Below are 14,608 nucleotides of genomic sequence, written 5' to 3'. Positions count from 1 at the left end.
CTTTGACAGCGCGGCTGCGTATAACCTCGCCGTTTCGTCTAACCTGATTGAGCGCCCGATCGCGACACCTCGCGTCGCGGCGCTTAGAATGCGACGCTCATGAAACGGAGATTTCCATGCTCAAACGAACCCTGGCACTGACTGCTGGTCTGGCCCTGTCTTTTTCTGCTCTGGTGGCGCATGCCGCCGATGTGTTGCGGGTCAGCGCGATTCCCGATGAAGCCCCGACCGAATTGCTGCGCAAGTTCGAGCCGCTCGGTGCGTACCTGGAGCAGCAGTTGGGCATGAAAGTGCAGTTCGTTCCCGTGGCCGACTATCCGGCGGTGGTTGAAGCCCTGGCGACCGACCGCCTCGACATGGCCTGGCTGGGCGGTTTCACTTTTGTTCAGGCACGCCTGAAGACCGACGCCACCACCCCGGTGATCCCGCTGGTGCAGCGTGAGCAGGATGCGCAGTTCACCAGCAAGTTCATCACCGCCGACCCGAACGTCAAGAGCCTGGCCGACCTCAAAGGCAAGACCTTTGCTTTTGGCTCGGTGTCGTCCACCTCCGGCAGCCTGATGCCGCGTTATTTCATGCTGAAGAACGACAACATCAAGCCGGAAGCCTATTTCAGCCGCGTTGCCTACTCCGGCGCCCACGACGCCACCGTCGCCTGGGTCCAGGCCGGCAAGGTCGATGCCGGTGTGCTCAACGCCAGCGTCTGGCAGAAACTGGTGGACGCAGGCAAGGTCGACACCAGCAAGGTCCACGTGTTCGCCACCACCCCGGCCTACTTCGATTACAACTGGACCGTGCGCGGCACCCTCGACCCGGCGCTGGCGGCGAAGATCAAGAAAGCTTTCCTTGACCTCGACCCGGCCAACTCCGAGCAAAAGAAGATTCTTGATCTGCAGGCGGCCAGCCGCTTCATCGACACCAAGCCCGAAAACTACAAGGGTATCGAGGAAGCTGCTCGCGCTGCCGATCTGTTGAAATGACCCTGAGCCTCAAACAAGCCCGCCTGCACCACGCCAATGGAGTCGATGCGCTGCGCGGCATCGACCTGCAGATTGGCGCCGGCGAGCAGGTGGCGATCATCGGTCCTTCCGGGGCCGGCAAGTCGAGTCTGTTGAACCTGCTGGCCACCGCGTTGCGCCCCAGCAGCGGTGAAATCGAGGTGCTGGGCGAACGTCCCTGGCATCTCTCGGCCCGTCAACGGCAACGCCTGCGTGCGCGCATCGGCCTGGTGCATCAAGCCCCACCGCTGCCGCCGCGCCAGCGCGTGGTAACGGCGGTGCTGGCCGGCAAACTCGGCCAGTGGAGTTTAGGCAAGAGCCTGCTCAATCTGCTGCACCCGACGGATATTCCCGGCGCCCGTGCGGCCCTGGCACGACTGGATCTGGGCGACAAACTCTTCGCTTACTGCCAGCAATTGTCCGGCGGCCAATTGCAGCGCGTAGGCATTGCCCGGGTGCTGTATCAGGCACCGGAGATTCTGCTGGCGGACGAACCGGTGTCGGCGATGGACCCGGTACTCGCCGGGCACACCCTGTCGATCCTCTCGCAGCACGCGCGGGCACATAACGTCACGCTGGTAGCGAGTCTGCACGCGGTGGAACTGGCGCTGGCGCACTTTCCGCGCATCATCGGTTTGCGCGACGGCCAGATCCTGTTTGACAGCCCGGCCGAACAGGTCAGCCGCGAGATGCTCGACACGCTGTACGCCAACGAGCAATTGCAAAGCCCGACGACGCCCAGTGCGCCGCTGATTGTGCAGATCCCGAGATGCTGAGGGCTGATTCACGCGACCCTGCTGCCGCGCCGCGACTGCTGCTGACCCTGCTGGCAATTGCCCTGCTGTGGCCGGGCATCCAGCTCAGCGAACTGGACCTTGGCGTGCTGCTGCACAGCGACAGCCAGACCGAAATGGGCCGCTTCATCTCCGGATTCTGGCCACCGGCGCATGACCACGACTTTCTTCAGTTACTGTTCAAAGCCACCCTGCAAACACTGGCCATCGCCACCGCCGGTATGGCCCTCGCACTGCTGCTGGCGGTACCGGCGAGCCTGATTGCCAGTCGCGCACTGTCGTTGTCCGCCGCGTCCCGCGGCGGCATTCCCAGTCGGGTCGGAAGCTTGCTGCGCTGGCCGGTGCGCGGGCTGCTGATCTTCTTGCGCAGCGTGCCCGAGATTGTCTGGGCGCTGCTGTTTGTGCGTGCCGTGGGCCTAGGCCCGGCAGCCGGTGTGCTGGCGATCGCCATCACCTACAGCGGCATGCTCGGCAAGGTCTACGCGGAAATTTTCGAATCCACCGACCAACGCCCGGCGCACGCCTTGATGCAGGCCGGCAGCGGACGACTCGCGGCGTTTGCCTACGGGATTCTGCCGAATGTCGCGGCGGAGTTGCTGTCGTACACGGTATATCGCTGGGAGTGCGCGATTCGTGCGTCAGTGGTGATGGGGTTTGTCGGCGCTGGTGGCCTCGGCCAGCAGATCGACCTGTCGCTGCGCATGTTCGCCGGCGGTGAAGTGGCAAGCATGTTGCTGACCTTCCTGATTCTGGTGCTCGGTGCCGATCAACTCAGCCGCCTGCTGCGCTGGAGGCTGACATGAATCGTCTGATTAATCTGTTGCTGATTGTCGGCATTGGCGTCGCGGTCATCGCCTCGTTCGGCTACCTCGAACTCGACCTTGGTGAACTGGGCAGCGCCACCAGCCTCAAGCAGATGGGTGCCTACGCGCAGCGCTTTCTCAGCCCGGACCTGAGCGCCACGCATTTGCAGGCGATCCTCAAGGGCTCGCTGGAAACCCTCGCCATGTCGGCCCTCGGCACCCTGCTCGCGGCGGTGTTCGGCATCCTCCTCGCGCTGCCCGCCGCCGGACGTTTCGGCTGGCCGCTGCAAAGCGCTTCGCGCCTGCTGCTCAACGGTCTGCGGGCGATTCCGGAACTGGTGTGGGCGGCACTGATGGTGCTCGCCGCCGGCCTCGGCCCGAACGCCGGCACCCTGGCGCTGGCCCTGCACACCACCGGCGTGCTCGGCCGGTTGTTCGCCGAAGCGCTGGAAAACACCCCGCCGGAACCGGCTGAAGCGATCCGTTTGCAGGGCGGCAACCCGGTGCTCGCCTTCTGCTATGGCACCCTGCCCAACCTTGCCCCGCAATTGCTCGCGTATTGCCTGTATCGCTGGGAAAACAACATTCGCATGGCCAGCGTGCTGGGCTTTGTCGGTGCCGGCGGTTTGGGGCAGATGCTGTATGTCAGCCTCAGCCTGTTTCAGGAAGCGCAGGCGAGCACGGTGATTCTGGCGATGCTGATTCTGGTGCTGGGCGTGGATTCGCTGAGTGCCTGGAGCCGGCAGCGCTGGGTCAAGGCCTGACGCGCAAGCCTCAGGGCGTTGTCGCCAAGCGATACTGGCGCGGGGTAAATCCGGTCGAAGCCTTGAACTGCCGGGTGAACGCGCTGTGGTCGGTATAGCCGCACTGCAGCGCCACTTCGGTGATCGGCAACTCGCCGTGCAACAGCCGATGCGCGTGCTCAAGACGGACTTTCTGGATCATCTGCCGCGGCGTCAGGTGGAACACGCGCTTGCAGTAGCGCTCCAGTTGCGCCACTGAAATTCCGGCGATGCGCGTCAGTTCGCTCAGGCTGACGCGCTGATTGAAGTTTGCCCGGATGTACTCGTCCACCGCCGCCAGCCGCTGATACGCCGGATGGGTTTCGCTGGCGGTCTGCAAGTCGACGGAAATTCCCGCCAGGCCAATGATCCGATTATCCCGGTTGTACAGCGGACGCTTGTGCGTCAGGCACCAGCCCGGTTCACGGCTGCCGTACAGATGCAGCTCCAGTTGATCTTCCAGCACAAACCCTTCTTCAAGCACCCGCCGATCCTGCTCGGTATAGCCCGGGCCCAATTGCGCCGGAAACACCTCGGCGCTGGTCTTGCCCAGTAACGGTCGCAGGTCTTTCAAACCGCAGCGCTGCACCAGCGTCTGGTTGGCCATTACGTAGCGCGCCTGCAGATCCTTGATGAAGATCGCCGCGTTGGGAATCACGTCGAGCATCGGCAACAGCAGCGCCATGCTGGCGAGCAGATCGTCGAGGCATTGCGGTCGGCTCGCCTCGTTCTGCTGGCTCAGGATCGCAAACGCGTTCTGCGTCATGACTGTCACTCCCCACTGTGCGCATTGGCTTGCGCGCAGATTGCCCGATGGCCGACAGCCTGTCGAGCCGGGCCTTTGCCGTTGGCCACTGTGCTGATTTCGTCATCGTCACCGGCAAAAAACATCAATCGCCCATCGCCCGATGAGTTCACTGTAGCGCCACTGCACGCCCCTCCAACAACCAACAAGAAGGCGACGCTATGACAGGCCAAGGCAAGTTCAAGAAACAACTTTCACTGATAGACCTCACGTTCATCGGACTGGGGGCGATCTTCGGCTCGGGCTGGTTGTTCGCCGCCAGTCACGTGTCGGCCATCGCCGGCCCGGCAGGGATCTTTTCCTGGCTGCTCGGTGGTTTCGCCGTGTTGCTGCTGGGCATTGTCTACTGCGAATTGGGCGCCGCGTTGCCCCGTGCCGGTGGCGTGGTGCGTTACCCGGTTTACTCCCACGGGCCACTGCTCGGTTACCTGATGGGCTTCATCACGCTGATCGCGTTTTCCAGCCTGGTGGCGATCGAAGTGGTCGCCTCGCGGCAATATGCGGCAGCGTGGTTTCCCGAGTTGACCAAGGTCGGCTCCAGCGACCCGACCGTGCTCGGGTGGTTCGTGCAGTTCGGGCTGTTGTGCCTGTTTTTCCTGCTCAATTACCGCAGCGTGAAGACGTTCGCCATGGCCAACAATCTGGTCAGCGTGTTCAAGTTCATCGTGCCGCTGCTGGTGATCGGCGTGCTGTTCACCTTCTTCAAACCGGCCAATTTCGAAGTGCATGGCTTTGCGCCGTTCGGTCTGTCCGGCATCGAAATGGCCGTGTCGGCCGGCGGGGTGATCTTCGCTTATCTGGGCCTGACGCCGATCATCTCCGTGGCCAGTGAAGTGAAGAATCCGCAACGCACGATCCCGATTGCGCTGATCCTGTCGGTGCTGCTGTCCACCGCGATTTACGTGTTGCTGCAAACCGCTTTCCTCGGCGGCATCCCGACCGAAATGCTCGCCAATGGCTGGGCCGGCGTCGCCAAGGAACTGGCCCTGCCGTATCGCGACATCGCCTTGGCGCTGGGCGTCGGCTGGCTGGCGTATCTGGTGGTGGCCGATGCGGTGATCTCGCCCAGCGGCTGCGGCAATATCTACATGAACGCCACGCCACGGGTGATCTACGGCTGGGCGCAGACCGGGACCTTCTTCAAGATCTTCACCCGCATCGATGAAAAATCCGGCATCCCACGCCCGGCGCTGTGGCTGACCTTTGGCCTGTCGGTGTTCTGGACCCTGCCATTCCCGTCGTGGGAAGCGCTGATCAACGTTGTCTCTGCCGCGCTGGTATTGAGCTACGCCGTGGCCCCGGTGACGGTGGCCGCACTGCGCCGTAACGCGCCGGACATGCCGCGTCCGTTCCGGGTCAAGGGCATGAGCGTGCTTGGGCCGCTGTCGTTCATCATCGCCGCGCTGATTGTCTACTGGTCGGGCTGGGGCACCGTGTCGTGGTTGCTCGGCCTGCAAATCCTGATGTTTGTCATCTACCTGCTGTGTGGGCGCATGGTGCCGACCGCGCACTTGAACCTCGGCCAGCAAGTTCGCTCGTCGGCATGGCTGATCGGCTTCTACGCGGTGACCATCGTCCTCTCCAAGCTCGGCAGTTTCGGCGGTATCGGCGTGCTCAGTCATCCGTTCGACACGGTGATCGTCGCGGTCTGCGCGCTGGCCATCTACTACTGGGGCGCGGCCACCGGCGTACCGGCACGCCTGATTCGTCTGGAAACCGAGGACGACGAAAGCGAAGCCGCTGAATCCTCCACCCATTCGGCAACGGGCCAGCGCCCTGCTCACGCCTGACCTTCACTCAAGGGACGAACCATGAAACGACTGCACATCATCGATTCCCACACTGGCGGTGAACCCACGCGCCTGGTGATGAAAGGCTTCCCCGAGCTGCCCGGCAACAGCATGGCCGAGAAGCGCGATGCCTTGCGCGAGGGCCACGATCAATGGCGCCGCGCCTGCCTGCTGGAGCCCCGTGGCAACGACGTGCTGGTCGGTGCGCTGTACTGCGCGCCGGTGTCGCCGGATGCCACCTGCGGGGTGATTTTCTTCAACAACGCCGGCTACCTCGGCATGTGCGGCCACGGCACCATCGGCCTGGTCAACTCGCTGCATTACCTGGGGCAGATCGAACCGGGCGTGCACAAGATCGACACCCCGGTCGGCCCGGTCAGCGCCACCCTGCACGAGGACGGCGCGGTGACCGTGGGCAACGTCCCGGCCTGGCGCTACCGCGAACAGGTGCCGGTGGACGTGCCCGGCTACGGTCTGGTGTTCGGCGACGTCGCCTGGGGCGGCAACTGGTTTTTCCTGGTTTCCGAACACGGCCAGGACCTGCAGATGAGCAACGTCGAAGCCCTCACCGATTACACCTGGGCGATGCTCAAGGCCCTTGAGGCCCAAGGCGTTCACGGCGAGGACGGCGCACTGATCGATCACGTCGAACTGTTTGCCGACGACGCCCACGCCGACAGCCGCAACTTCGTCATGTGCCCGGGCAAAGCCTACGACCGCTCCCCCTGCGGCACCGGCACCAGCGCCAAACTCGCCTGCCTGGCCGCTGACGGCAAACTCGCCGAAGGCCAGGTCTGGACGCAAGCGAGCATCACCGGCAGCCAGTTCGAAGGGCGCTTCGAATGGCATGGCGAACGCGTGCGCCCATTCATTACCGGCCGCGCCTACATGACCGCCGACGCCACCCTGCTGATCGACGAGCAGGATCCTTTCGCCTGGGGCATCTGACCTGCCCCGTTTTTTTGACTTGAATGAATGTCCCGAGGAGCTACAACAATGAGCGATAACATCTTCACTGGCTGCATTCCCGCGCTGATGACTCCGTGCACCGCCGCGCGCAAACCTGACTTCGACGCACTGGTGGCCAAGGGTCGCGAGCTGATCGATATCGGCATGAGCGCGGTGGTTTACTGCGGCTCGATGGGCGACTGGCCGTTGCTGACCGAGGCCGAGCGTCAGGAAGGCGTGGCGCGTCTGGTGGCCGCCGGGGTTCCGACCATCGTCGGCACTGGCGCGGTCAACAGCCGTGAAGCGGTGTCCCACGCCGCGCATGCGGCGAAAGTCGGCGCCCATGGCCTGATGGTGATTCCCCGCGTCTTGTCCCGTGGTGCTTCGGCCACCGCGCAAAAAGCCCACTTCGCCGCGATCCTCAACGCCGCGCCGAACCTGCCGGCGGTGATCTACAACAGCCCCTACTACGGCTTCGCCACCCGCGCCGAGCTGTTCTTCGAACTGCGCCGCGAACACCCGAACCTGATCGGCTTCAAGGAGTTCGGCGGTGGCGCCGACTTGCGCTACGCCGCCGAAAACATCACCTCGCAGGACGATGCCGTGACCCTGATGGTCGGTGTCGATACCCAAGTGGTGCACGGTTTCGTCAACTGCAACGCCACCGGCGCGATCACCGGTATCGGCAACGCCCTGCCGCGCGAAGTGCTGCAACTGGTGGCGCTGAGCAAGCAAGCGGCCAAGGGCGACGCCAAGGCCCGGCGTCTGGCGCGCGAACTGGAAGCGGCGCTGGCGGTGCTGTCGTCGTTCGATGAAGGCTGCGATCTGGTGCTGTATTACAAGCACCTGATGGTGCTCAACGGCGACCGCGAATACGCCCTGCACTTCAATGAAACCGACGCGCTGAGCGATGCCCAGCGCCGCTACGCCGAGACCCAGTACGCGCTGTTCCGCCAGTGGTACAAAAACTGGTCCGCCGAACAGAACCTCGCCTGACCGCAGCCCCTGCCCCGGTGTGATGCCGGGGTTTCACCTGTTTTTTCAAGGAAGCGTCATGACTCTGACAGGCCACATGTTGATCGGCGGCCAAGCCGTTGCCGGCAGCCGTGAAGCGATCCGCGCGATCAATCCCGCCACCGACGCGGTGCTGGAACCGGCCTATGCCGGTGGCACTGCAGAACATGTCGAACAGGCCTGCGCACTGGCGTGGCAAGCCTTTGATCGTTATCGCGAGACGTCCCTCAACGCTCGCGCCGAATTTCTCGAAACCATCGCCAATGAGATCGAAGCCCTTGGCGATGCGCTGATCGACCGTGCCGTGGCCGAAACCGGCCTGCCACGCGCCCGTATCCAGGGCGAACGCGGGCGCACCTGCGGACAACTGCGCACCTTCGCCCGCACCGTGCGGGCCGGCGAATGGCTGGATGTTCGCGTCGATCAATCACAACCACAGCGCCAGCCGCTGCCACGTTCTGATTTGCGCCAGCGGCAGATTGCGCTGGGGCCAGTGGCGGTGTTTGGCGCCAGCAACTTTCCGCTGGCGTTCTCCGTGGCGGGCGGCGACACCGCGTCTGCACTGGCCGCCGGTTGCCCGGTAATCGTCAAGGCACACAACGCGCATCCCGGCACCAGTGAACTGGTCGGCCAGGCGCTGGCTCGCGCGGTGAAAAAATGCGGTTTGCCTGAAGGCGTGTTTTCGCTGCTGTTCGGCTCCGGCAACGAGGTCGGCATTGCGTTGGTCAGCGATTGGCGCATCAAGGCTGTGGGCTTCACCGGCTCGCGCAGCGGCGGCCTCGCTCTGAGCCGAGCGGCGCAAGCGCGGCCAGAACCGATTCCGGTGTACGCGGAAATGAGCTCGATCAATCCGGTGCTGCTGTTTCCCGCAGCGCTAGCCGCTCGCGGTGAGGCGTTGGCGCAGGGTTTTGTCGCCTCGCTGACTCAGGGCGCCGGGCAGTTCTGCACCAATCCCGGGCTGGTCATTGCTCGCCAAGGGCCGGCACTGGACAGTTTCATCGCCGCTGCCGCCGAAGGGGTCCAGCGCAGCCCGGCGCAGACCATGCTTACGCCGGGGATTTTCCGCGCCTATTCAAGCGCGGTCGCCGCGTTGGCCGAACATCCTCAGGCGCAACGCGTGGCGAGCGGTCTCGCGACTGAAGGGCCGAACCAGTGCCAGGCGCAATTGTTCGTCACTCAGGCGCAGGACTTCATCGCTGACGTGCGTCTGCAAGGTGAAATATTCGGCGCCGCGTCGCTGATCGTACAGTGCGCCAACGACGATGAAATCCGTCAGATCTGCGAACACCTCGAAGGCCAGTTGACCGCCACCCTGCACCTGGATGACGCCGATCTGGATCAAGCCCGGGCCTTGTTGCCGACACTGGAACGCAAGGCCGGACGCCTGCTGGTCAACGGCTGGCCGACCGGGGTCGAAGTGTGTGACGCGATGGTGCATGGCGGGCCGTTCCCGGCCACGTCGGATTCGCGCAGCACCTCGGTCGGCACGGCGGCGATCCTGCGCTTCCTGCGTCCGGTGTGTTATCAGGATTTTCCCGACAGCCTGTTGCCGCAGCCGCTGAAACAGGCGAATCCGCTGCAGTTACGACGCTTGCTCGACGGCCAGAGGGAAGCCTGAACATGCCCGACAACCTCACAACGGACAACGCCGATATCGCGGTGATCGGCGCCGGCATCATCGGTGTCGCCTGCGCCCTGCAACTGGCGCGTCAGGGTAAACGGGTGGTGGTCATCGACAAGCAGCCGCCCGGTCATGGCGCCTCGTTCGGCAACGCCGGGCATCTGGCCACCGAGCAGGTGTTTCCGATTGCCGATGCGTCAATCCTCAAGCGCCTGCCGGCAATGCTGATGGATCCGATGGGGCCGCTGCGCCTGGACTGGAAGTACCTGCCGCGCGCTTTGCCGTGGTTCAGCCGATTACTGTTGAACCTGCGCCCGGCTCCGTTTCAGCGCACCGTGGCCGGTTTGCGCGCGCTCAACGAAAGCAGCCTCGACGCCTGGAAGCGCCTGCTGCAGAGCATCGCCCGCCCCGACCTGCTCAAAGAGGACGGCTCGCTGCTGGTGTTCGAGCGCGCCGAGTCGCGGCAAGCGATCGACGCCTTGCAGGCGCGCATGCGTCAGCAACAGGTGCCGGTGGATTTCTGGTCGGCCAGCGCCGTGCGAGAAAGCGCGCCACAGCTCAGCGAACAGATTCAGGGCGGATTGTTCTACCCGCGCACCGGGCATTTTCTCGACCCGTATCAGGTGGTATGTGAACTGGTGAGCGCGGCGAAAACGGCCGGCGTGCAGTTCTTCCAGCAGGAGGTTCAGGGCGGCCAGTTGCAGGCGCATGGCGTGTCGCTGATCACCGATCAGGGGCGTTTCACCGCGCGGCAGGTGCTGATCGCCTGTGGCGCGCATTCGGCGAAGCTCACCACTGCGCTGACCGGTAAACGCGTGCCGCTGGACACCGAGCGCGGCTATCACCTGATGTTGCCGCATGAGCAAGGGCGCCTGCCGTTCGCCGTCACGTCGCTGGAGCGCAAGTTCATCATGACGCCAATGACCGGCGGCCTGCGCCTGGCCGGTACGGTGGAGTTCGCCGGCCTGCAACGCCCGCCGTTCATGGAACGCGCCTGGCAGTTGCATCGCTTGAGCAAAGGTTTGTTCCGTCGCGACTTGAACGCTGAAGACGCAACGCCGTGGATGGGCTTTCGTCCGTCGCTGCCGGACTCGCTGCCGGTCATCGACAAGGTCTGCGACGGCAAGGTACTGCTCGCGTTCGGTCATCAGCATCTGGGGCTGACGCAGGCGGCGGTGACTGCTGAGATGATTGCTCAGTTGGCGTCTCCCTCGACCAATGCCGGCGTGCCGACGATGGATGCCTATCGACTGGGGCGTTTCTGAGATATCGATGAAACGTTTTTGGTTTCATACTGAGCGCCGACCTTGGCCCCGCGCATATGGAACCGACTATGACTTCATCAATGGATACCCAGACACCCGAGCCACAAGCGATCTGCAACCCGATCACCAGCAGCGCGATCTTCATCGTCGCCACGCTGCTGCCCGGCAGCGACGCCGCCAGTCAGGTGCGCGGCTGGTGCGGCGACATCGCCGCCCTCACCCGTTCGGTTGGCAAACGCGTGCCCAGCGGTAACTTGTCGTGTGTCTGCGGGTTCAGCGCCAACGCCTGGGACGCCCTGTTCGGCAGCCCGCGCCCGGCGTCGCTGCATCCGTTCCGCGAGTTCGGCGTCGAGGGCCGTCGCGCCGTTGCGACGCCGGGCGACATCCTGCTGCACATCCGTGCCGACCAGATGGACCTGTGTTTCGAACTGGCGACCCAGTTGTGCAGCGCGCTCAATGGCGCGATCACCGTGGTGGATGAGGTGCAGGGGTTCCGCTACTTCGACATGCGCAGCATCATCGGTTTCGTCGATGGCACCGAGAACCCGGTGGGCCGCAAGGCAGACCACTTCACCCTGATCGGCAACGAAGACCCCGCGTTCGGATCCGGCAGTTATGTGCTGGTGCAGAAGTACCTGCACAAGATGGAGGCGTGGAATGCGTTGAGCGTCGAGGCTCAGGAGAAGGTGATCGGCCGCACCAAGCTGGCCGACATCGAACTCGGTGAGGAGGTTAAACCGAGCAACTCCCACAGCGCCCTGACCACCATTACCAAGGACGGCCAGGAGCAGAAGATCCTGCGTGACAACATGCCGTTCGGCCGCCCGGGGGCTGGCGAATTCGGCACCTATTTCATTGGTTACGCGCGCTCGCCGGAACCGATCGAGCAGATGCTGGAGAACATGTTTGTCGGCAACCCGGTCGGCAACTACGACCGTTTGCTCGACTTCAGCACCGCAGTCACCGGGGGGTTGTTCTTTGTGCCGTCAGCCGACCTGCTCGAAGAGCTGGCGGAGCGAGAGCCCGAGCAGGCGTGACACCGTAGCGCCACGCCCGCCCGTCACTCAGTGTGGCGCGCGCGGGATGGTTTTCAGCAGGTCTTCCGGGCTGATGTGGCCGACCACACTGCCCGGTTGCGGCATGTTGAGGATGTGGCCTTTCATCTTGCCGATGATGTGCATCTCGCACGGCTTGCAGTCGAACTTCAGGGTCAGCACTTCGTCGCCGTGAATCAGCTGCATCGGCGCGACTTTGGTGCGCACGCCGGTCACGCCTTTGGCCTGTTTCGGGCACAGGTTGAACGAGAAACGCAGGCAGTGCTTGGTGATCATCACCGGCACTTCACCGGCCTCTTCGTGCGCCTCGTACGCCGCATCGATCAGCTTCACGCCATGACGGTGGTAGAAGTCGCGGGCCTTCTGGTTGTAGACGTTGGCCAGGAACGACAGGTGCGACTCCGGGTACACCGGCGGCGGCGTGGTTTCGGCCTTGCGGCTGCCACGTGGATGCGCGGCGACGCGGGCGGCGGTCAGGGCTTCGATGACTTCACGGCGCAAGGCTTTGAGCTGCGAGTTCGGGATGAAGAACGCCTGCGGCGCATCGAGCTTGATGTCGGTGGCGTGGTACTGGGTAGTACCGAGCTGACCAAGCAGATCCTGCAATTGCTCCAGCGCCTGTTCCGGCTTGTTGGCGACACCGAACGGGCCGTTCAGAGTCACGCTGGCGCTGATGCCCTCTTCACTGGTCGCAGTCACTTCCAGTTGCTCTTCACGCAGACGTGCGACCCAGCTCAATGCGACACGACGCTCGGCAGAGGTCTTCTGCAGCGCCTGTTGCCAGTTGTGGTCGAGGTTGCGGTTCAGCGGATGATTCGGCCGCAGCTTGTACAGGCCTTCGGGCATTTCGTTCGGCTCGACGCGGTAGCGATAGCGCTTCTCGCCGTCTTCTTCGAACTCGCCCTTTGGCTCGGCGATGTTGGCGCGGAAACCCACAACTTCACGCTTGACCAGCACGTTGAGGCCATCACCGTTGGACAGCGGTTCCTGCGTCACCACCTGCAGGTCACGCTTGCCGACTTTCTCGACGGTGCCCACTGGCAGGCCGGTGAAGGTCGGCGAGTCGAACGCGCCGATGTCGATCTTGCGATCGGTGACAAAGTAGTCGGTGCTGCCACGGTGGAAAGTCTTTTCCGGGTCCGGCAGGAAGAAGTGCGCGGTACGGCCGCTGGAAGCGCGGGCCAGGTCCGGGCGGTCTTCGAGCACGTCGTCGAGGCGCTGGCGGTAATAGGCAGTGATGTTCTTCACATAGCCCATGTCCTTGTAGCGACCTTCGATCTTGAACGAACGCACACCGGCTTCGACCAGCGCGCGGATGTTGGCGCTCTGGTTGTTGTCCTTCATCGACAGCAGGTGTTTTTCGTAGGCGATCACCCCACCCTTTTCGTCTTTGAGGGTGTACGGCAAACGGCAGGCCTGCGAGCAGTCGCCACGGTTGGCGCTGCGCCCGGTCTGCGCGTGGGAGATGTTGCACTGCCCGGAGAACGCCACGCACAGTGCGCCGTGAATGAAGAATTCAATGGCCGCATCGGTTTCGTCGGCGATGGCGCGGATTTCTTTCAGGTTCAGCTCACGGGCCAGTACCAGTTGCGAGAAACCGGCCTGATCAAGGAACTTCGCCCGCTCAAGGGTGCGGATGTCGGTCTGGGTACTGGCATGCAGCTCGATCGGCGGAATGTCCAGCTCCATCACGCCCAGGTCCTGGACGATCAGCGCGTCGACACCGGCGTCGTACAACTGGTGGATCAGCTTGCGCGCCGGCTCCAGTTCGTTGTCGTGCAGGATGGTGTTGATGGTGGTGAAAATGCGCGCGTGATAACGGCGGGCAAACTCCACCAGCTCGGCGATTTCGCTCACCTCGTTGCAGGCGTTGTGGCGCGCGCCGAAGCTCGGGCCACCGATGTACACGGCGTCGGCGCCGTGCAGGATCGCCTCGCGGGCAATCGCCACGTCACGGGCGGGGCTGAGCAATTCCAGATGATGCTTGGGCAAGGACATAGTTTTTTTAGTCAGGCTGTCACGGTTAAGGCGCGCATTGTAGCCGCGAAACGCCCGAGCGGCACGCCTGTGCTGCCAAGTGGCAGATGACCTCGCTCCAATCCGACACGAGAGTCTCCTGTAGGAGTGAGCCTGCTCGCGATGATGGTGGCACAGTCAACGTTGATGGTGGCTGATTTACCGCTATCGCGAGCAGGCTCACTCCTACAGGGGGCGGTCAGGCCTTGGCGGCCATCGCGGTGACTTCCACGCGCATGCCTTCCACCGCCAGCGACGCCACGCCCACAGCGGCGCGCACCGGCCATGGCTTGGCGAAGAAGCGCTTGTAGACTTCGTTGAACGCCGCACGGTCGGCCATATCGGTGAGGTAGATGGTCAGGTGCATCACGCGATCCATCGAACTGCCCGCCCGCTCCAGCGCCACTTTCAGCGCCTGCAGGGTGCATTCGCTTTGCAGGGTGATATCGCCCAGCTCCAGACTGCCGTCGGCGCGGGTCGGGATCTGGGTCGAAACCAGAATGCCGTTGAAACCGACAACGTCGGAGGAAATGGAATCGGCATCCGGATCAGGGATGAAGCTGAGGTCTTGATTAGCCATGAAAGTCTCTTGTCTGGAGAGATTGAGGGTCGCCGGCCAGCAACGCGCCGGGACTTTTCGCCGGGGAGTTTACAACAGTCCCCCGCTTTGGCTCAGGCAACTGTCAGCCCCAGCCACAAATCGCGCGCATAAAAAAA

Annotated in this window: 13 protein-coding genes; 10 read left to right on the top strand and 3 right to left on the bottom strand. The window is 63.5% G+C overall.

All coding sequences use genetic code 11. The features are described from left to right. Positions 1-116: 116 nt before the first annotated feature. From ACOYXG_RS11630 to phnE, 4 genes are read left to right on the top strand one after another with little or no spacing between them, the layout of a single operon-like run. Entirely contained in the window at positions 117-980 is an 864-nt protein-coding gene (locus ACOYXG_RS11630; RefSeq protein ID WP_460357840.1) for a putative selenate ABC transporter substrate-binding protein, read from the top strand. Then, the gene (locus tag ACOYXG_RS11625; RefSeq protein ID WP_460357837.1) at positions 977-1,774 is read left to right on the top strand and encodes a phosphonate ABC transporter ATP-binding protein; all 798 of its coding nucleotides are present in this window, start codon (positions 977-979) and stop codon (positions 1,772-1,774) included. The genes ACOYXG_RS11630 and ACOYXG_RS11625 overlap by 4 nt, the downstream gene beginning before the upstream one ends. Next, positions 1,768-2,595: a PhnE/PtxC family ABC transporter permease gene (locus ACOYXG_RS11620; RefSeq protein ID WP_460357834.1), complete on the top strand. Its 828-nt coding sequence runs from the start codon at positions 1,768-1,770 to the stop codon at positions 2,593-2,595. The genes ACOYXG_RS11625 and ACOYXG_RS11620 overlap by 7 nt, the downstream gene beginning before the upstream one ends. Then, a complete protein-coding gene (gene phnE / locus ACOYXG_RS11615; protein WP_003224391.1) occupies positions 2,592-3,359 on the top strand; it encodes a phosphonate ABC transporter, permease protein PhnE in 768 nt (255 codons plus the stop codon). Before ACOYXG_RS11620 ends, phnE begins: the two co-directional genes overlap by 4 nt. Before the next feature lie 10 nt (positions 3,360-3,369). On the opposite strand, the gene ACOYXG_RS11610 is transcribed toward phnE, so the two are convergent. Beyond that, a complete protein-coding gene (locus ACOYXG_RS11610; protein ID WP_460357831.1) occupies positions 3,370-4,143 on the bottom strand; it encodes a PAS domain-containing protein in 774 nt (257 codons plus the stop codon). Between the two features lie 200 nt (positions 4,144-4,343). Between ACOYXG_RS11610 and ACOYXG_RS11605 the strand changes: the two genes are divergently transcribed. The 6 genes from ACOYXG_RS11605 (at position 4,344) to ACOYXG_RS11580 (ending at position 11,857) form a co-directional block, all read left to right on the top strand. Beyond that, on the top strand, positions 4,344-5,972 hold the full coding sequence (locus ACOYXG_RS11605; protein WP_103367580.1) for an APC family permease: 1,629 nt from the start codon (positions 4,344-4,346) through the stop codon (positions 5,970-5,972). A 21-nt stretch (positions 5,973-5,993) separates the two neighbouring features. Next, positions 5,994-6,920: a 4-hydroxyproline epimerase gene (locus ACOYXG_RS11600; protein ID WP_103367581.1), complete on the top strand. Its 927-nt coding sequence runs from the start codon at positions 5,994-5,996 to the stop codon at positions 6,918-6,920. Positions 6,921-6,968: 48 nt separating this feature from the next. Then, entirely contained in the window at positions 6,969-7,916 is a 948-nt protein-coding gene (locus tag ACOYXG_RS11595) for a dihydrodipicolinate synthase family protein (protein ID WP_041072540.1), read from the top strand. 58 nt (positions 7,917-7,974) lie between these two features. Beyond that, positions 7,975-9,552: an aldehyde dehydrogenase (NADP(+)) gene (locus tag ACOYXG_RS11590; protein ID WP_460357827.1), complete on the top strand. Its 1,578-nt coding sequence runs from the start codon at positions 7,975-7,977 to the stop codon at positions 9,550-9,552. Positions 9,553-9,554: 2 nt separating this feature from the next. After that, complete coding sequence (locus ACOYXG_RS11585) at positions 9,555-10,820, top strand: NAD(P)/FAD-dependent oxidoreductase (RefSeq protein WP_460357823.1); 1,266 nt, start codon at positions 9,555-9,557, stop codon at positions 10,818-10,820. 68 nt (positions 10,821-10,888) lie between these two features. After that, entirely contained in the window at positions 10,889-11,857 is a 969-nt protein-coding gene (locus ACOYXG_RS11580; protein ID WP_460357821.1) for a Dyp-type peroxidase, read from the top strand. A gap of 27 nt (positions 11,858-11,884) precedes the next feature. On the opposite strand, the gene ACOYXG_RS11575 is transcribed toward ACOYXG_RS11580, so the two are convergent. Both ACOYXG_RS11575 and ACOYXG_RS11570 read right to left on the bottom strand, forming a co-directional pair. Further along, positions 11,885-13,873 (bottom strand): peptidase U32 family protein, encoded by a 1,989-nt coding sequence (locus tag ACOYXG_RS11575; protein ID WP_047602089.1) that lies wholly within the window; start codon positions 13,871-13,873, stop codon positions 11,885-11,887. A gap of 217 nt (positions 13,874-14,090) precedes the next feature. Continuing rightward, positions 14,091-14,471 carry a RidA family protein gene (locus tag ACOYXG_RS11570; protein ID WP_460357817.1) on the bottom strand — a complete coding sequence of 127 codons (381 nt, stop codon included), beginning with the start codon at positions 14,469-14,471 and terminating at the stop codon, positions 14,091-14,093. Positions 14,472-14,608 lie beyond the last annotated feature (137 nt).

The sequence above is a fragment of the Pseudomonas sp. G3-39 genome, from assembly GCF_054790485.1.
Note: the sequence above shows the minus strand (reverse complement) of the source record. Positions and strands in the feature narration are given on the sequence as shown.